This window comes from Nibrella viscosa, assembly GCF_039541875.1.
Taxonomy (GTDB): Bacteria; Bacteroidota; Bacteroidia; order Cytophagales; family Spirosomataceae; genus Nibrella; species Nibrella viscosa.
The window spans coordinates 223,433-242,565 of sequence record NZ_BAABHB010000001.1 but is presented as its reverse complement, the minus strand read 5'-3'; the positions used below and the strand labels follow the sequence as shown (position 1 = coordinate 242,565).

The window sequence follows — 19,133 nt, the reverse complement described above, 5'->3', positions numbered from 1 at the left end:
GTGGGTTAAAAGCGAAAAACCAGACCGGCCCCCGGCCCGATGCTATTGACCGGAACCGTCCGGCTCGGCAGCGTCACAGTACGCGACGCTGCCGCTTCCACCGTATTATACGTCCCGAAATCGGCGAATTTGAAAATGTTCAGCTTATCAAAGTTGCTGTCGTTTTTCAGATTCTTCGTATCACTCAGTTCCGTCGGCTTGAAAGCCAGAATGATGGCGGCCATCTCTACAAACCCTCTTAATTTATCACTGACCCGAAACTGAACGCCCAGCGCGGTCTGAAATCCAACGGCCGGTGGCGCTTTCATCTCCGACACCCGCAGGTAGTTCCCAGCATTGGCGGCCGGCAGCGTAGTTACCGTCGTAATGGCCGTCTCATACGTCAGCAGCATACCCACGCCAACGCCAATCCGGTTGTAGATGTAATAACCCGGTTGCGATAAGGCCTTGAAAGTAATATTCGGGGTGATGGTCAGGACCCGGTAATTGGTGGTCGATTGCTGCGTGTAGCGGTTTGTTGTGGTATTGCTGCTGTTGGCAGCGGTTAGTTCACTACCAAAGAGCAGATCAGCATCAATACCCACATTGATGAAGTCGTTAATGATGTAGCCGATCCCGACACCGGCCCGCGGTCCGGCACCGAGCCGCTTTTTACCCACTTCAAACACGGTATTGGCGGAATTAAAGGAGGCCATGGTATACCGTTCTGTACCGGGCGTCAGCAGACCGTAAAACCCGGATACCTTTACGTATACCGGCGACTCCTGGGTTCCGTTTTGTCCGAAACAACCGATCGATATGCTTATTGCCAGCACACAAGCGCAGGTAAAAACTTTCATATATACTACTTACTGCTTATTGGTTATACACGTAGTCAGAAGCGATATACCAAACCGGCACCAACGCCAACACTGTTCATCGCCACATTAGTAACGGGCACTACATTTCTGCCCTGTGCATCGGTGGTTACCCCGGCAACCCCGGATTTATACACAAACGAAGTAGCGTCGTTACTAAGTGTCTTCCCATCCTGCGTTGACACATAGGAGAAAGTACCCTCCTGCGGACGAAAGGACTGATTGATAGCCACCAGTTCGACAAACCCCCGCAGTGTTTCGCTCAGGTGAAACTGAACACCCAAAGCGGCCTGGTAGCCAAGCGCCAGGCTGTTTTTGGAGAAACGCCACCGGTAGACCCCGGTCGTTGGGGATACTTTGGGCCCCGTGTTCAGCTCATTAATGACCTGCTCATACGTCAGTACTGCGCCCACCATGATACCCAGGCGGTTGTAGATGTAATACGAGGGACGAGCCAGCGCTTTAAACGTAATGTTCGGAACCAGCGAGGCTACCTGCAGATTGGTCGTAATGGTGTTGGAATACGTGAAGTTGTTGTACGAGGTAGCGTTTTCCCGTTTCAGCTTATCGGCAAACAGCCAGTCGGCATCCAGCCCCAGGTTAATAAAGTCACTGGCAATAAATCCGATACCAATCCCCGCCCGGGCACCGGCTCCCAACCCAAAACGGGTTGTTTTGAACGTCTGCCCACCCGTAGCGTTGTTGCTGTAGGTGGAGCTTAACAGCGACCCTGGTGTCAGCGGGCCATAATACCCATATACTTTCAGGTATATCGGCGACACCGGCCCGCCCGGCGGTTCAGCAGTTGTTCTCTGCGGGGGCCTGGCAGCGGCTACCGGCTGAGCCTGAACCGAAAGACAGCCCAGTGGCAGGGCCAGCAGCAGGTAAAAAAACCGGATCATGGCAATAGCGTTATAGAGTTGTTCTGCTTTTTAAAATCGAAACACTAAACCAGCCCCAACCCCAATACTATTCAGGGGTACGTTGTACGTGGGTCCCAGGTACACATTCCGGCCATCGGGGTATTTCGTATAGCCTCGTTCACCTTCTTTTTCGTAGGCATAATACGATTTACTGGTACTGGTAACCTTACCGTCTTTCGTATTGGTGACAATATCGGTCCGTTCTTTTGGCTTGAAGGACTGGTTAATGGCCACCACCTCAACGAATCCCCGCAGGGCTTCACTCAGGCGAAACTGAACCCCCAAAGCCGCCTGATAGCCTAACACCAGACTATTGTCGCCGAAATCGGTCTCCAAAACTCTGGTTGTGACAGAAGCACCTGTACTTGCGTACCTGATCTCTTCCGTAGTCTGGTACGTCAGTACCTTACCGACCATAATACCGAGCCGATTATAGATGTAATACGCCGGATGCGCCAACGCTTTGAAGGTAATGTTGGGCGTTACGGATACGATTTTAAAATCAGTAGTTTTTGTGGTAATCCCGGTAGCGGCTACCGTCTCTTTTTTGAGGTTATCCCCAAAGAGCAAATCGGCGTCCAGCCCCACATTAATAAAATCATTGGCAATAAAGCCGACACCCGCTCCGGCCCGCACCCCAGCCCCCAGTCCTTTGGTGTCTGTAATCAGCAACGAGCCGGGTGTCAGCAAACCATAAAGGCCATACAGTTTTACGTAGACGGGTGAGGTTGCCACCTGCCGGCCGGCAGGCTTGTGCAGGCCGGCTACGGCCTGCGAGGTACTGGATAAGGGTTGTTTAGCCGACGTCGCCATTTGCGCCTGAAGCGGTGTACCGCCTAATAGCAGACCAAGCAGCAGGTAGTAAGACTGTTTCATAAGGTATCAGCGTAAGCAGTAAACAATTGTTACACTCTTCACAACAGCCAAATCGTTGTACTCAGCCGGCCGGTACGCTACTCTTTCCCCACAAATCCGGTTAGTTAGAAAGCTGAAAATTAGAACTATATTTCAAATAAACAAGCTCTGTCGGCCCGGTAATCGCCGGTTTATTGTATAAGCGGTTACGACAGAAATATTAGTCGTTCCTTAGCGTAATAAGGGAAACATCGAGTTGTTACTTATATTTTTGCGGCTATGATTTCAGCAGACCAACTCCGCAAGTTTACGCATCAGATATTCCTGTCCATCGGCTGCTCCGAGCCCGATGCTACCCTGGCCGCCGATGTACTCGTCAGCGCCGACCTCCGGGGAGTAGACTCCCACGGTGTAGCCCGGCTGCCGGGCTATGTGCGTCTCTACGACCTCGGCCGGCTGAATCCGCAACCCAACATGCATATTGTTCACGAAAGTCCCTCCACCGCCGTCGTCGACGGTGACCGGGGGCTGGGCCTCGTAGTCGGTCCCTGGGCCATGCAGGTGGCTATTGAAAAGGCGCGGCAGGCCGGCACCGGCTGGGTTGCCGTGCGGAACTCCAACCACTTCGGCATTGCGGGTTATCACGCCATGCTGGCGGTGGAGCACGATATGATCGGGCAGGCCATGACCCATGCAGCTCCGCTGGTAGCGCCTACCTTTTCGCTGGATAAGCTGCTCGGTACAAATCCAATAGCGGTAGCGGTTCCGGCCCTGTCGGAGCCGCCGTTCCTGGCCGATTTCGCGTCTACCGCCGTCGCCTACGGGAAGCTGGAGATTCTACAGCGTAAAGGACAACCTGCCCCGCTGGGCTGGGCGCAGGATGCCGATGGGCAGCCGACAACCGACTCCAACGCCGTTCGCAACGGGGGTGCGCTGCTGCCGCTCGGCTCCGACCGCGAACACGGTAGTCATAAGGGGTACGGCCTCGGCGCTATTGTCGATATTTTTTCGGGGGTATTATCGGGCGCTAATTACGGTCCGTGGGTACCGCCTTTCGCCACGGCTGGTTTTATGACGGCTCAGGAAGGCGTCGGCATCGGCACCGGGCATTTCTTTGGTGCCATGCGGATTGATGCCTTCCGGCCCGCCGAGGATTTCAAACGCCATATGGATACCTGGATACAGCGGTTCCGCAGCGCCCGCGCCGTAGAGGGCCGGCAGGTTCTCATCCCCGGCGACCCCGAACGCGAGATGGAAGCCCAACGACTCGCCCAAGGCATCCCGGTTCTGGAACCGGTAATTAAGAGTTTAGAAGAGTTGGGGGAGCGGTTTGGTGTTCGGTTTGAGGTTTGAGGTTTGTAGAATGCGTCAGCCAACTTCAAACCTTAAACGTCAAACTTCAAACTACCTCCTGAACAGCCTCCACTTCCCCGGCTCGTAACACTCGTTCGGGTTTTTAGGGCCGGGGCGGAAGAGGGGAATGAAAGCCCCGGCGTAGAGATTGGCTCCCCTGGGTTTGCCAATACTAAGCAGGCCCGGCAGGTGGTCGGTTCCCATGTAGACTGGTCCCAGGCGGGCTGCCAGCCCAAAAGTCAGGTTGGTATAATTTCCCTGCAGCGAAACGGGCATAGCTATTTCAGCCCACCGGGTTTCGTAGCGGGGTGTAACCGCCAGTACCGACGGTGTATAAAATCCAACTGAATTTGCCGGCATAACGCCCTGTATCCAGGTGGCATTTACATAGACGTTCTCCTGAACTTTGTAATCGACATTAACATTCAGGGCTGTAGGCAGCGCCGACCAGAACGATGTCTGCCGCTTATCCTGGGTAAGCCCCAGCGTTTTGTCAATCGTAGAGAGATAGCCATCCAGGCCCGACACCCCGACAAACATATAGCGCGTCAGCCGTCTGTTGGTAGCATTCACATCGTAACGGTTCACATAAGCGGGGTTTCGGTATTGTATGGCACCAATATCAGTCAGGGCCACCGACACCCGGTACTGGTATTTATTTTTGGAGCCATCGTACCGCTGTTCGCCCCGATCGGTATAGCGATAGCGCCGGGCTTCGGGTCGGTATTCATACACCACACCCAGATCAAGGCCCCAGCCTCCCCCCGCCGATTGCCGGCCGAGCAGCCAGCCGGGCGTTAGTCTGGCCCTGGAAAAAGCGCCTTCGGTAGTATAGCCATAAGTTGCTTCGGCGCTGCGGATGTTCAGCGCCAGCATATTGGGTACCCCGCGATCCCGAACCAGCTGGTGACTGGCATCATCAATGATCAGATGCGTATTGTACAGGCCGATGAGCCGCTTGGCGGTAATCCCCAGCTTCCAGAATTGCTCCCCTTCCTCCTGTAACACATAGCCAAACGTAGCTGCCAGTTCACCATAGCCGTTCACGTTGACAGCCCCTGACTGGTTATCGTAGATAGTTGCGGGGAGAATAGCTTCCAGCGGCACCCCGTTGCGCATGAAGCGGGCAGTGGGTTCATCGACCCGCCGGGCATTCATCCCAACCCTGACCCTGGATGTTAAGCCCAGTCCCATCCGGCCACCGGCCAGATTAATCAGCACGCCGGGGCCGCGTACCTCTCCGCCCATAAACAACCGCTTAGGCCGGCCATTCAGCGTTTCGGGGAGATACCCGTACGGAAAAACAAGCTGCCCACGGGCGTTCCGGTACCGGGCCGGTACGGTGTTGGTCAGCAGGCTCAGCAGCGAAAACGGAGCCGCGTACCGCATATAGTTGGTATGCACGTAACTGTCGAAGCCGGCCAGGTTTACATACAGGCGGTAGCGGGAATCGGCCGCCTGAGCCGGCTGCTGGTAGAGCGCATTCGTTCCGGCATAATTGCCGGAGGCTACCCCCAGCCAATGCTGCCCCTTAGCCGGGCCATAGCCCATCAGTAGTACGGCCAGTAAGCAAATTCCCGTAGATGTCTGCATAGAAAAGGTAAGGTTGGTAAAGGTAATGACTTAGGCCGTTATCCGCCAGCAACTTCATAAAATTTGGCCTTACGCCGTAAAACCAATATATTGTTCCAAAATCTCCGTAACACTCATGGCAATTCAATCGCAAACCAGCGACTTTACCGCACAGACACAAACTCAGGCGTTGGCCAACTTTTCGTTTGCCGATTACCAGACAGAAGGTTTTTACGACGAAATGTTCACGGCCGACGGCCAGGTGCGACCAGGATATCTGCCTTTTTTCCAGCGGGTTGAACAACTCACGCGCAACGAACTGATTAGCCGGCAACATGCTGCCGAGCGGGCACTGATGTCGATGGGTATTACCTTCAACGTGTACTCCGAGGGCGAAGGTACCGAGCGGATAATGCCGGTTGATATTATTCCCCGCATCATTGAGGCTCAGGAATGGAACCGGCTGGAGCAGGGCCTCATTCAACGTATCACCGCCCTCAACTTATTCATCAACGATGTTTACAACGATCAGCACATACTTAACGACGGAATTGTACCCCGCGACCTGATCGAATCCAGCAAATGTTATCTACCGGCCTGCCTGGGCCTGAAACCGCCCAAAGGCATCTGGTGCCATATCACCGGCACTGACCTGATCCGGGGCGACGACGGCCAGTATATGGTGCTGGAAGATAACCTACGCTGCCCCTCGGGCGTATCCTACATGCTCGAAAACCGGGAACTGACCAAGCAAACCTTTCCGGAAGTGCTGGCGCATACGGGCGTCAGGCCGGTATCCGACTACCCTACCCGCCTGCTGCAAATGCTGCAGTATATTGCCGACCGGCCCGATCCGAACGTAGTGGTGCTTACACCGGGCATTTACAATTCCGCGTATTTTGAGCATTCCTACGTGGCCCAGCAGATGGGCGTCGAACTAGTCGACGCCCGCGACCTGGTAGTGATGGGTGGGTACGTAAAGATGCGGACCACAAAAGGGTTTGAAACGGTGGATGTTATTTACCGGCGCATCGACGATACCTTTATCGACCCGAAGGTGTTCAATCCGGACTCGCTGATCGGCGTACCGGGCATTATGGAGGTGTATAAGAAAGGCCGGGTAGCGCTGGCCAATGCCCCCGGCACGGGAGTGGCCGACGATAAGGTGATTTATGCCTATGTGCCGCGCATCATCAAATACTACCTCAACGAAGAGCCGATCATTCCGAATGTACACACCTACATCTGCCGCGAAGAAGACGACTGCCGCTATGTGCTGGAAAACATCGGAAAGCTGGTGGTCAAAGAAGCCAACGAAGCCGGGGGCTATGGTATGCTGATCGGCCCTAAAGCGACCAAAGCCGATCATGACCTGTTTCGGGAGAAAATTAAAGCCAATCCGCGCAACTACATTGCCCAGCCGACGATTTCTCTATCGCGGGTACCCTGTATTGTAGGCGAGCAACCCGAAGGACGTCACGTCGATCTGCGCCCATATATTCTGTACGGCGACGGCATAAATGTAATACCGGGTGGCCTCACCAGAGTGGCCCTGCGCAAAGGCTCCCTGGTGGTAAACTCCTCACAAGGTGGGGGCGGTAAAGATACCTGGGTGCTGTATTAATCGGTCACTGACTAAGGTTTCTGATTTTTTGATACGGGATAACAGGTAAACTGCTTATTTTGCAGTAATATCTTGGGTCCTTCTTATTCAGAGTGAATGCAGGCCGTTAAACTACCCGTGGATTTGTCGATTATCTATGTTAATTACAAAACACCACATCTTATTATTGACAGCCTGACGTCGGTTTACCAGTATACATCAGGAGTTAATCTGGAAGTTCTTATTGTTGATAACGACTCCGGCGACAACAGCCGGCAGGCAATTACCCGTTTATTTCCGGATGTTCGCTGGTTTGACATGGGGTATAACGCCGGTTTTTCACGAGCCAACAACCTGGCGATCGGGCACGCGCGGGGGCGCAATATCCTGCTACTTAACTCCGACACCCTGGTACTAGACAATCTGCTGGCCCGTTGTGTCTGCCTGCTCGATGAGCGGCCGGAGATAGCGGCCGTCAGTGCCATGCAAATCAACCGGGAGGGCCAGGTACACCACGACATCTTTGACACCTTCGGCAAAATACGGCGCTACTTCTACATAGTACCGCAGCGCCCCGGCTTTCAGAAGCTGCTCCACCGGTTCATTCCGGATAACCACTACGACGACCCTAACGAAGTCGACTGGCTATCGGGGTCATTTCTGATGACACGGAAAAGCATCATCGACAAAGCGGGCAAACTGGACGAAAGCTTTTTTATGTACGGCGAAGACGTGGAGTGGAGTTTCCGGCTGCGGCAGCACGGCCGGATGCTGCTGCTTCGGGATGCCTATTTTGTTCACCTGGAGTACGGCAGCAGTAATGAATATCAGCAGCAGTCGATCACGTACATCAACCGGTTCAGGCCACAGATGCAGGTTTCGCAGCTTTTGTGGATTCGAAAACAGTACGGTGTGGGCGCCTACCTGCTACTGATCCTGCATTATCTGCTGCTCATTCCCATTATTTTCGGCTGGAAAATACTGGTTAACCTGCGGAATCGGGAGCGCGTTTTCAGCAACCTGTCCAATCAGCAGGAATTTGCCAAACAGGTTGGCATTTACCTGCGTTTCTTCTGGAAAACCGTGCTGAATACGCCTTATCTGTACAAAATCTAGTACAGTGTTTTGGCTGAATAGGTGTTATTTTGAATCCTGCACATTTCCTATATTGGTCCGGGGTTCTTTTTCGCGCAATCAGTAAGAAAGTATATACTTTTTGCGGGCTTATCCGTTGATACAAAAAATGTCCTACCGCATGAAATTTACCTATACTGCCTGGCTGGTCGCCTTCCTGCTGATTGGGTCGTTGTGGCCGGCTGTTTCCTATGCTACCCACGTGCGGGCCGGTGAAATTACCACCCGTCGCTTGCCTGGCAACTCACTTACCTATGAAATTACGCTAACCGTTTACTTTGACGAAGCGCGGGGGCGCGATGCCGCCCGCCAACAGGAGACGGTTACGTTCTGTTTCGGCGACGGTACCACGCAGGAGGTTCGGCGGCTGCCGCCAACGCTTTTACGCGGTAATCCCAATACGTCTATCAATATCTACCGCACAACCCATACGTATCCGGGTCCCGGCACCTTCAGTATTTCAGTGGCCATAACCAACCGGAACAACGGCACTATTAATATGCTGGATCCGGTTAATACGTCTTTTTATATCTCGACAACTATTTCGGTGAACGCGGCTCTGGGCCTCAACAGCACCCCAGTGCTGCTCAACCCACCCCTGGACTCCGCCCGCGTCGGCCAGCGCTTCTGCCACAACCCGGCCGCCTTCGACGCCGACGGCGACAGCCTCGCCTACCGGCTCACCATTCCCCAGCAGGGCGTGCCCAGCAACCCCTGTCGCGGTGTGGTCGTCAACGGCTACCGTGACCCCGCCCGAGGCATCAACCCCAATGCCCAGACCGAGGCCCAGAACGCCCCCGCTACCTTTACCATTAATCCCATCACCGGTGACCTCTGCTGGGATGCCCCAGGGGCCGCCGGCCAGTACAACGTCGCCTTCATCATCGAAGAATGGCGAAACGGGGTGCTCATCGGTGAAATCATCCGCGACATGCAGATTGTGGTAACCGACAACCCCAACCGACGGCCTCAACTCCAGGCACCCGCCGACCTCTGCGTTGAGGCCGGTACCCTCATCAACCAGACCGTTACCGCTACTGATCCAGACGGCCACCGCCTGGAACTCACTGCCTTCGGCGGTCCCTTCAACCGCGGTCCCGACGGCCAGCCATACCCCGATGCGCTGGTGGCTCCCCAGGCCGCTACCTTCACCACGCCCAACCAGCCTCAGAACTCCCCCGCCACCGGTACCTTCCGCTGGCAGACCAACTGCAGCCACATCCGACAGGAACCCTACGACATCGTTTTCCGCGCCGTCGACTTCCCCGGCCGTAACGCCACCCAGCTGGCTACCCTGCAGTCCTTCCGCATCACCATCATCGGCCCCCGGCCCCAGAACCTCGCGGCCCGGCCTACCGCCAGCCCCACCGGCGGCCGCGCCGTGCAGCTCACCTGGAGCCCCTACACCTGTGCGCCCCCCGGCTCACTGATGCTCGTCTACCGCCGGGAAGGCTGTCCGCCCCTGCAACTCAGCCCCTGTCAGACCGGCCTGCCCCCCGGCTCGGGCTACACCGAAGTCGGGCGCGTACCCAGCACCGCCACCGCCTTTGTTGATACGCTCAACCTCCGCCGGGGCATCCAGTACAGCTACGTCATTGTGGCCCAGTACCCCCTGCCTCAGGGGGGCGTCAGCATTGCCTCCCAGCCCGTCTGCTTTAACCTGCCCCTGCTGGCCCCCGTGCTCACCAACGTCACGGTCGACTCCACCAGTGAAACCCGGGGTGTGATTACCGTCCGCTGGACCAGACCCCTGGGCCTCAACCCCGGTGACCTGGGGGCCCCCTACCAGTACCGCCTGCTGCGCTCTACCGGCCTGGGCACCACCACCTTCACCCCCGTGGCTACCATCACCACCACCCTGACCCCCGGTGTGGCCGATACGCTCTTTGTGGATCGGGGACTGAACACCACCCAGAACGCCTACACCTACCAGCTGGAGTTCTACTTCACCGCCACCAACGGGCAGCTAACCCGCCTGGATGCCACCGAACCCGCCAGCAGTGTCCGCCTATCGACCACCCCGGCCCTGCGTCAGATCCAGCTCAGCTGGCAGGCCCAGACCCCCTGGAGCAACGACAACCAGCGCCACCGCGTCTACCGCAGCCGCCGGGGGCCCAACGGCCCCTTCAACCTCATTGCCGAAGTGGCCGTGCAGGGACCCAACACCTATGTCTATACCGACACGGGCAGTGACACCTTCCTGGCCGACGGCAACACCAGCCTGCCCCTGTCGGCCGACAGCAGCTACTGCTACCGGGTAGAGACCGTGGGCCGCTACCCCGACAGCCGCATACCCGTGGGCCTGCTCTACAACTTCTCGCAGATCATCTGCGCCAGCCCCATCGACACCACCCGCCCCTGCCCGCCGGTGCTGAGCCTGGACCCGCTGGACTGTGCCGCCCTGACCGATGAGAGCTTCTGCAACCAGAGCAGCTTCAGCAACAACCTGCGCTGGCGCTATCCGGAGCGGGATGCCCGCAACCAGCTTTGTGACCAGACCATCACCAGCTACAACATCTACTACAGCCGCTACCAGGAAGACGAGCGGTCGGAGCGGCTCACCAGCGTGCCAGCCCCAGTCACAACCTTTGAGCATAGCAGCCTGACGTCGGTGGCGGGCTGCTATTACGTCACCGCCGTAAACCGCCGGGGCCTGGAGAGTGCGCCCAGCAACCGGGTATGCAACGACAACTGTCCGGCCTACAAGCTGCCGAACGTCTTCACGCCCAACGGCGATGGGCGCAACGACGTGTTTCAGCCGCTGGCCTGCCCGCGGTTTGTGGAGACGGTGGAGTTTGTGGTTTATAACCGATGGGGGGCGAAGGTATTCCAGACGACCGACCCCAACCTGAACTGGAACGGCAAGACTACGGCGGGTCAGGATCTGGCCTCGGGTTTGTACTACTATCAGGTGACGGTGCGCTTTGCCAGTGTGAGCCGCAATGCGCCCCCGCTGGTGCAGAAAGGCTGGATTCAACTGCTCCGCGACGGCGTGAGTATGCGGTAGGTAGTTTTCAGGAATTAGTTGTTAGTCGTTGGCCGATAGCGGAGGTTGTGCAGATATTTAGTAATCTTGCAGCAATCCTAACCCTATTGATCAACGACTAACGGCTTATTATGAAACCCTTTCTCTTCCTGATCCTTGCCGTTGCTTTTAGCAGTAGTCTCTTTCTGTCCCTGAAAACACCGCACCGCCAGCGGCCCAATGTCGTTTTTATTCTGACGGATGATATGGGCTGGCGTGATCTGGGTTGCTACGGGAACTCCTTCAATGAGACGCCCCAGATCGACAAGCTGGCGGCTTCGGGTATGCGGTTTACGCAGGCATATGCCGCCTGTCCGGTCTGCTCCCCCACCCGCGCCAGCATCATGACGGGTAAATACCCCGCCCGGCTTCAGCTGACTGATTTTATTCCCGGCCGGAATGCCCGCACCGATGCCGTTTTTAATGATAAGCTAACGACACCCGCCTTTCAGCAGTCGCTGCCGCTGGACGAAACCACACTGGCCGAATTATTCCGGGCTAACGGCTACGCAACGGCCATAGTTGGCAAATGGCATCTGGGGGAGTCAAAAGACCGATACCCCGACAAACAAGGCTTTACCCAAACGATAGGGGTAGCGCCGGGGGGTAGCCCTCCGGGTTATTTTTACCCGTACGCAACCTCCCGCTGGGCGCTGGATGACCTGAAAGAAACCGGCCAGCCCGGCGAGTACCTGACCGACCGGCTCGCCGACGAAACGTCCCGGCTGATCACCCAATTGAAAGGACGGCCTTTTTTTCTGTACCTGGCGCACTATGCTCCGCACATACCCCTTCAGGCCCGGCAGGCGTTACTCGCCAAATATGAACAGAAAAAACAGCGGCTCGTGGATGAGGCATTTGCCAATCCTCACTACGCAGCCATGATGGAGAGCATCGACTCCGGTGTAGGCCAGATCATTGAAACCCTGAAGCGGGAGAGAATTTACGATAATACCATACTTGTTTTTACCTCAGACAACGGCGGGCTGTCAGTCAAAGAAGGCCCTAACACCCCCGCCACGTCCAATCTGCCGTTGCGCGACGGCAAAGGGTTTCTGAGTGAAGGCGGCATCCGGATCCCGCTGCTTATCCGCTGGCCGGGTTTGACCAAAGCCGGCCTGGTGAGTGATGCGCAACTCTGCACAATCGACTACTTCCCGACGTTTACGGAAATGCTAACCGGCCGGCCGCTAACTTCGCCGGAAATTGATGGTGTTAGTTTTGTCAAAACGCTGTCGAACGGCCGGGCACCCGCGCGGGAGGCCCTGTACTGGCATTACCCGCACTACAGTAACCAGGGTGGACGCCCCTCGGCAGCTATCCGTCAGGGCGATTACAAACTGATCGAGCATTACGAGGACGGGCAATTGGAGTTATTTAACCTGGCAAATGATGTTGGAGAGACCCGGAACCTGGTTGTAGCCGATCCCAAACGAGCTGAGGTCATGCAGCAGAAGCTACATCAATGGCAGCATTTGATGCAGGCAGCTATGCCCACATCGAATGCCGCTTATAAAGCAAAGAAATAAAGCAGACGTTTACCGCATGTTGTGGTAAACACTCTGCACATCGTCATCCTCCTCGATGCGCTCGATAAGTTTGTCCACTTCGGCAGCTTCTTCTTCGCTGAGTTCTTTAGTATCGTTGGGAACACGCTCAAATTCGGCCTGCCGGATATCGTAGCCTTTTTCTTCGAGAAACTTCTGAATGGCTCCGAAGGCGGTAAACTCGCCGTAAATCACCAGTTCATTCGCTTCTTCGTCCAGGTCAACTTCGTCGCCCCCTACATCGATCAATTCAAATTCCAGTTCTTCAATGTCGATTCCTTCGGCGGGAATCCGAAAAACGCATTTGCGGTCGAACATAAAATCGAGCATACCCTGAGTCCCGAGACTGCCACCCAATTTATTAAAGTAGCTGCGGATGTTGGCTACGGTCCGGTTGTGGTTATCCGTTGCCGTTTCAATCACAATAGCAATGCCGTGGGGGCCGTAGCCTTCGTAGGTGATCTCCTTGTAATCCTCCTGCTCTTTGGATGATGCCTTCTTGATGGCCCGCTCCACGTTGTCTTTCGGCATGTTGGCGGCTTTGGCATTCTGAATCACCGCCCGCAGGCGCCCGTTGGCGTGGGGATCGGGGCCACCGCTCTTCACGGCCATCGCTATTTCTTTACCAATCTTGGTGAAGGTCTTGGACATTTGCCCCCACCGCTTGAATTTCCGGGCTTTGCGATATTCAAAAGCTCTTCCCATCTTGAGGTTTAAAGTTTGAGGTTTGAAGTTTGAGGTTTGAGCCTAAAGCTAATAGTTGCTGTTTTTACAACTTCGAACTTCAAACGGCACCGGCCGCCCGGCTCAAACTTCAAACTACTATACAGTTACAGCATTTAATACAGGCACATCGACCTGGTTCCGGATGAGATCGTCAAACGTGTCGCGCCGGCGAATCAGGTAGGGTTGTCCTTCATACACCAGTACCTCCGCCGGACGGGGCCGGGAGTTATACGTCGACGCCATCATGTAGCCGTAGGCACCGGCATTTTTAAACGCCAGCACGTCACCAGGGCGAACTTCCGGCAGGCTCCGGTCGGTTGCGAAGGTATCCGTCTCGCAAATATAACCGACAACGGTATAGTTTTTTTCTTCACCCGCCGGGTTCGATACATTGACGATGTCGTGCCAGGCATCATACATCATCGGCCGGATCAGGTGGTTTAGTCCGGAATCTACGTGAACAAATGTACGGGTAGGGTTTTCTTTCAGGACGTTGGTCTGCACCAGCAGCGAACCACACTCGCTCACCAGGAGTTTACCCGGCTCGAACCAAAGCTCCAGCTCACGCCCATATTGCCGGCAGAAAGCCGCAAAGGCTGCTGACACCTGACTGCCCAGATCGGCCAGATCCGTCACGTGATCACCGGCCCGGTAGGCCACTTTGAACCCACTGCCGAAATCCATAAACCGGAGGTCCGGATAGTCGGCAGCCAGTTCAAACAGCACCTCCGCCCCGCGCAGAAAAGCACTGGCGTTCTTAAAATCCGAACCGGTATGAATATGCAGCCCGACAACCGGAATCTGGTATTGCTCAACCAGGGCTTTGATCCGCGCCCGGTACAAAATGGAGATACCGAACTTGGAGTCGGCATGCCCGGTCTGAATCTTGATATTGCCGCCCTCGGCAATGTGCGGATTAATCCGGATACTGACCGGAACGGCACTGCCATACTGCCGGCCTACATACTCCAGCAGGGCCAGGCTATCGACGTTCAACTGGAGGCCCAGTTCGATAGCCTCTTCAATTTCGGCAAAGGATACCCCACTCGGCGTATACATGATCTGCTGCGACTCAAAGCCGGCAATCAGGCCCATCCGGGCTTCGTTGACCGATACCACATCCAGATCAACACCCTGCTGACGCAGCAGCCGAAGAATGGAAATATTGGTCAGTGCTTTGGCCGCGTATTTTATTTTTAAATTAACCCCGCTGAACGAGGACCGGAGCAAATTGACTTTTTCGATAATTTTGTCCGCATCATATACGTAGAGCGGCAAACCGAACTGCCCGGCTATGTCAAGGACACCAACTCCCTGAATCTGATATACCTGGTTATGTAATTGCATAGTAGTCGAAACGAACCGCAAATATACGAACTCTGCCTCTTTGCTACACCGCTATTTTTATCATGAAATCAATCCGCTTTCCACTAATTTTCCTTTGTCTGCTTCAGGCCACGCTTTCGCTTGCGCAGTTACAATCCGGCCCTATGGTTGGTTACTCCACCATGAAAGAGGTCATGCTCTGGGCGCAAACCCGGCAGCCGGCCCGCGTTCAGGTTCAGTACTGGGAACAGGGCAAGCCAACGCCCAGTTGGTCGACCGCCGAGGTAGCCACCACCGCGAAAACCGCCTTTACCGCTCATTTACTGGCCGACCAGGTACAGCCGGGCAAAAAATACGAGTACGCCATACTGGTCAACGGCAAAAAAGTAGACCTCCCCTATCCCACCCGCTTTCAGTCACAGACGCTCTGGCAGTGGCGCACCGACCCACCCGCTTTTCAGTTCGGCGTGGGCAGTTGTACGTACATTAACGAACCCGCGCTTGACCGGCCAGGGACGCCCTACGGCGGGGGCTACGAAATTCTGACGAATCTGGCCAAACAACAGCCCGACTTTATGCTCTGGACAGGCGATAACACCTACCTGCGCGAACCCGACTGGAACAGTCGTACGGGTGTGCTGCACCGCTACACCCACACGCGGTCGGTCAAGGAGCTGCAGCCGTTGCTGGCGGCTACTCACCACTACGCCACCTGGGACGATCATGATTACGGCCCCAACGATTCTGACCGCAGCTACTGGTTGAAGCCGGTCACGCTGGAAGCGTTTAAACTGTTCTGGGCGAATCCGAATTATGTTTTTGACGAAGGGTGTGCCGGCACCTTTCATTGGAATGACTGCCAGTTTTTCCTGATCGACGACCGCACTTTTCGGGCACCCAATAATGCACCGGAGTTGAGCAAACGCCCGATGCTGGGTCAGCCTCAGTTGCAGTGGCTGATCGACGCCCTGATTTTCAGCCAGGCTACTTTCAAATTCGTGGTCATTGGCGGACAGGTAGTTAACCCGGCCAAAGTGTTTGAGAACTACGCCAATTACGCCGACGAACGCGACAGTCTTTTTCGGGCCATTGCCAAAGCCAATATACCGGGGGTCATGTTTATTACGGGCGACCGGCACCACACCATCCTGCACAAGCTGGAACGCCCCGGTACCTACCCGCTCTATGACCTGACCATATCGCCCCTCACCTCAGGCCCGGCCCAGCCCCTGGCCGATGAACTGGCACTGCCAACGGTGGTGCCCGGCACGCTGCTTGTGGAGCGTAACTTTGGCCTGCTCAGCCTAAGCGGCCCGTTAAAGGACCGGGTGCTGACCATAAAAGTCTTTGATGCCAAAGGCACGCAACGCTGGTCACGCGAGATCAGGGCCATGGATTTACGGTAAAACGGTCGCCATCATGTATTCCCAAAAGCCATTCCATCCCAAACTTTTCGCCTGAAAACCAGTTGAAGAGAAAGGCAGGCGTGTTCGGAATCCCGTGGTTTTGACCTGCCCCTCAACAACGTTATGAAACTGAAAATAAAAGTTGGCCTGACCGCGCTGGGAGCGGTGCTGTTAGGCCTGTCCGCCCAGGCCCAGAACCCGGCCTCGACCGCAGAACATAGCGGAAACGGCTCATCGCAAACGTATCCGCAAGGGCCGCCGGCCCTGCGTCCCGACTCGCTGAACGATCCGACCTCGACAACCATACTGGGTTCAAAACCCAACATGACGCGCCGGGAACGCCGGCAACTCCGGCGGAGACGCATGCAGGACAAAATGGTGCAGGGAATGGATCAGAATGCGCATATCAACCGGAATGGTGAAAATACGACCGCCTACCCGACTCAGGATAATACCGGTAGCAGCCAGAACGGCAACACGGGTATGTATAACACCCCCTCCGCAGCCGCCGTGTACACGGATACCACCCGTACGACGTCTCCAGACCGCCCTATGAGCACCATGTCTGGTACCGGAATGAGCAACGTCGGCACCGATGCCGGCAACCAGAATGGCAATACGGGTATAAACCCGCAGGGCACATCAACCAGCGGCTATACCGGCAGCACCGGTAACACCGGCACCATGAACCCGGCCGGTACGTCGACCGGCATGAGCAGTGAAAGCAGCACCATCCGGATGAACGCCGGCAACGCGACCGGCGTAGCCCGCAACATTCCGAACGTGCGCACGCTGTCGATTACCGATTATACATCGGCGGCTCCCGAATATACTATGCTGGTCAACGCTTTACAGGTGACCGACATGACCAATATGCTGGAGGGAAATGGTCAGTATACTGTATTTGCCCCTTCCAATAATGCCTTCAACAAGTTGCCGGCTACCACCCGCAATAATCTGCTGAAAGGGCAAAATCAGGATAGGCTGAAAAATCTGCTGTCGTATCATATCGTACAGGGCGCTGTTGACGCCAAAGAAATTGCCCGGCGCATGAACGAAGGGAACGGCAAAGCCCGGCTGCAAACATTGGCCGGCGGCACCCTGACTGTAGAGATGGGCACCAACGGTCGGCTGAAGATTACCGATGACCAGGGCGGTATCGCCTACGTCGAATCTCCGGATCACTTCCAGTCCAATGGTATTGTCCACGGCGTCGATAAAGTCTTGTTACCCAAAGGTATAACGGTTCGCTTCCGGTAAGCCACCATTAGTTGCACCAGAAAAGCCAGACCAGCGGGACGAACCGCACCGGTCTGGCTTTCTGGCGTTTTACGACCCTTGTTGTGCATTACCTAGCTTTTTCGATATATTTGGCTGACACAAAAAACCCGATGTGAAAAAAGCGAAGTCTTTCGTACCGGAAGATGTCCTGATAGAAAAACTGGCCCGACGTGATCAGCAGGCATTTCACTGGCTGTATGATCAATACTCTGGTGCCCTCTATGGTGTGGTGTTGAAAATTGTGCGGGACGAGGAACAGGCCAAAGACCTGCTACAGGATATCTTCATTAAAATCTGGAAAAATTTGGAGGGTTACGACCCGCAAAAAGGCCGGTTATTTACCTGGCTGCTCAATATAGCGCGGAATTCGGCGATTGATGCGCTGCGTTCGGGCCGCTCCGGGCCGCAGGCAGGTAACTCATATTCAATCCAACCAGATGGCGAGAACGTATATATTGTAGACCGGCAGCATAACACGGTCCAACCTGATCCGGACCTGATCGGAATCCGGGAGGAAGTGGATAAACTCCGGCCCGAACGAAAGCAATTAATTGATATGGTCTATTTTAAAGGGTACACGCACGAGGAAGTAGCCAAAGAACTGAATATACCATTAGGAACCGTAAAGACACGCATTCGGTCTGCCCTGCATGAACTGAAGCAGCTATTTAAACTATGAATATCCCGGAATACCTGGCATCAGGTATACTTGAATCGTATGTGCTGGGCGCCGTAAGCGACGAAGAACGACGGGAGGTAGACTGTTTATCGGCTATCTATCCCGAAATCCGGCAGGAACTCGACCGTTTGTCGGTTGCGCTGGAGGAATATGCGCTTTCGTACAGCACGCCCCCGCCCACCGGACTTAAGGAACAGATCATGAGCCGGCTCGAATTTGACCGTCCGGCTCAACCGGCCGATGCCGAGCCGCCGATTATACCCTTGCCGGCCGAGTCTGCCCCTACCTACAAAATTACCTGGATTGCCGCAGCATCGCTGGGCCTGCTGATCCTGGTTTTCTCGTTTTTTCTGCTCAGCCAGCTTCGTCAGGCACAGCGCGTATCGGCAATACTCCGCGAAAACAACGAAAGCCTGCAGGCAGAGGTGCAGCGGCAGCGCGACATCCGCCTGCGGAGCGAAACGCTGTTAGCCATGCTTCGCCGGCCGGAGGTACGGATCATCCGGCTAAAAGGCAACGACAAAGCCCCAACGGGCGAAATGATGGTGTATTGGCACCCGCACAGCCGGCAGGTGATGGTTGAGGTGATGAATATGCCCCCGCTGCCCGCTAACCAGCAGTATCAGCTCTGGTCGCTGGTCAATGGTCAGCCGGTTGATGCGGGCGTGTTCAATGTTACAACAGATCCGCAGAAAATGGATAAAATTATTGCGCAGGCCGATGCGTTTGCTGTAACCATCGAAAAGCGGGGCGGCAGTCCTACGCCTACGCTGTCGTCACTGGTAATGTTAACGCCGGTCGGATCGTGAGCTATTTAACCTTTTTTAACAAAGTTTCGGAATCCTG

15 protein-coding genes are annotated in these 19,133 nt (G+C 55.4%); 9 read left to right on the top strand and 6 right to left on the bottom strand.

What is annotated here, in order from left to right; all coding sequences use genetic code 11:
• Positions 1 to 5 precede the first annotated feature (5 nt).
• The 3 genes from ABD931_RS01055 to ABD931_RS01045 are packed head-to-tail and all read right to left on the bottom strand — an operon-like array spanning position 6 to position 2,656.
• Positions 6 to 839 (bottom strand): hypothetical protein, encoded by an 834-nt coding sequence (locus ABD931_RS01055; RefSeq protein WP_345263046.1) that lies wholly within the window; start codon positions 837 to 839, stop codon positions 6 to 8.
• Between the two features lie 35 nt (positions 840 to 874).
• Entirely contained in the window at positions 875 to 1,759 is an 885-nt protein-coding gene (locus tag ABD931_RS01050; protein WP_345263044.1) for a hypothetical protein, read from the bottom strand.
• A 30-nt stretch (positions 1,760 to 1,789) separates the two neighbouring features.
• Positions 1,790 to 2,656 carry a hypothetical protein gene (locus ABD931_RS01045; protein ID WP_345263042.1) on the bottom strand — a complete coding sequence of 289 codons (867 nt, stop codon included), beginning with the start codon at positions 2,654 to 2,656 and terminating at the stop codon, positions 1,790 to 1,792.
• Between the two features lie 258 nt (positions 2,657 to 2,914).
• Between ABD931_RS01045 and ABD931_RS01040 the strand changes: the two genes are divergently transcribed.
• Positions 2,915 to 3,988 (top strand): Ldh family oxidoreductase, encoded by a 1,074-nt coding sequence (locus tag ABD931_RS01040; protein ID WP_345263040.1) that lies wholly within the window; start codon positions 2,915 to 2,917, stop codon positions 3,986 to 3,988.
• A gap of 51 nt (positions 3,989 to 4,039) precedes the next feature.
• On the opposite strand, the gene ABD931_RS01035 is transcribed toward ABD931_RS01040, so the two are convergent.
• Positions 4,040 to 5,581 carry a DUF5723 family protein gene (locus tag ABD931_RS01035; RefSeq protein ID WP_345263038.1) on the bottom strand — a complete coding sequence of 514 codons (1,542 nt, stop codon included), beginning with the start codon at positions 5,579 to 5,581 and terminating at the stop codon, positions 4,040 to 4,042.
• Between the two features lie 115 nt (positions 5,582 to 5,696).
• On the opposite strand from ABD931_RS01035, the gene ABD931_RS01030 reads away from it, so the two are divergent.
• The 4 genes from ABD931_RS01030 (at position 5,697) to ABD931_RS01015 (ending at position 12,851) form a co-directional block, all read left to right on the top strand.
• Positions 5,697 to 7,184, top strand: a complete 1,488-nt coding sequence (locus tag ABD931_RS01030) for a circularly permuted type 2 ATP-grasp protein (protein ID WP_345263036.1) — start codon at positions 5,697 to 5,699, stop codon at positions 7,182 to 7,184.
• A 96-nt stretch (positions 7,185 to 7,280) separates the two neighbouring features.
• The gene (locus tag ABD931_RS01025; RefSeq protein ID WP_345263034.1) at positions 7,281 to 8,279 is read left to right on the top strand and encodes a glycosyltransferase family 2 protein; all 999 of its coding nucleotides are present in this window, start codon (positions 7,281 to 7,283) and stop codon (positions 8,277 to 8,279) included.
• Between the two features lie 139 nt (positions 8,280 to 8,418).
• Complete coding sequence (locus tag ABD931_RS01020) at positions 8,419 to 11,304, top strand: T9SS type B sorting domain-containing protein (RefSeq protein WP_345263032.1); 2,886 nt, start codon at positions 8,419 to 8,421, stop codon at positions 11,302 to 11,304.
• 110 nt (positions 11,305 to 11,414) lie between these two features.
• Positions 11,415 to 12,851: a sulfatase gene (locus ABD931_RS01015; protein ID WP_345263030.1), complete on the top strand. Its 1,437-nt coding sequence runs from the start codon at positions 11,415 to 11,417 to the stop codon at positions 12,849 to 12,851.
• A 9-nt stretch (positions 12,852 to 12,860) separates the two neighbouring features.
• On the opposite strand, the gene ABD931_RS01010 is transcribed toward ABD931_RS01015, so the two are convergent.
• Together ABD931_RS01010 and lysA are read right to left on the bottom strand one after the other, a co-directional pair.
• Positions 12,861 to 13,574, bottom strand: coding sequence for a YebC/PmpR family DNA-binding transcriptional regulator (locus ABD931_RS01010; RefSeq protein WP_345263028.1), 714 nt, complete (start codon positions 13,572 to 13,574; stop codon positions 12,861 to 12,863).
• A 117-nt stretch (positions 13,575 to 13,691) separates the two neighbouring features.
• Positions 13,692 to 14,942 (bottom strand): diaminopimelate decarboxylase, encoded by a 1,251-nt coding sequence (gene lysA, locus ABD931_RS01005; RefSeq protein ID WP_345263026.1) that lies wholly within the window; start codon positions 14,940 to 14,942, stop codon positions 13,692 to 13,694.
• Positions 14,943 to 15,004: 62 nt separating this feature from the next.
• On the opposite strand from lysA, the gene ABD931_RS01000 reads away from it, so the two are divergent.
• The 4 genes from ABD931_RS01000 (at position 15,005) to ABD931_RS00985 (ending at position 19,096) form a co-directional block, all read left to right on the top strand.
• Positions 15,005 to 16,327, top strand: a complete 1,323-nt coding sequence (locus tag ABD931_RS01000) for an alkaline phosphatase D family protein (RefSeq protein WP_345263024.1) — start codon at positions 15,005 to 15,007, stop codon at positions 16,325 to 16,327.
• A 123-nt stretch (positions 16,328 to 16,450) separates the two neighbouring features.
• Positions 16,451 to 17,587 (top strand): fasciclin domain-containing protein, encoded by a 1,137-nt coding sequence (locus ABD931_RS00995; protein WP_345263022.1) that lies wholly within the window; start codon positions 16,451 to 16,453, stop codon positions 17,585 to 17,587.
• Positions 17,588 to 17,720: 133 nt separating this feature from the next.
• Positions 17,721 to 18,287, top strand: a complete 567-nt coding sequence (locus ABD931_RS00990) for an RNA polymerase sigma factor (RefSeq protein WP_345263020.1) — start codon at positions 17,721 to 17,723, stop codon at positions 18,285 to 18,287.
• A complete protein-coding gene (locus ABD931_RS00985; protein ID WP_345263018.1) occupies positions 18,284 to 19,096 on the top strand; it encodes an anti-sigma factor in 813 nt (270 codons plus the stop codon). The genes ABD931_RS00990 and ABD931_RS00985 overlap by 4 nt, the downstream gene beginning before the upstream one ends.
• Positions 19,097 to 19,133: the final 37 nt, after the last annotated feature.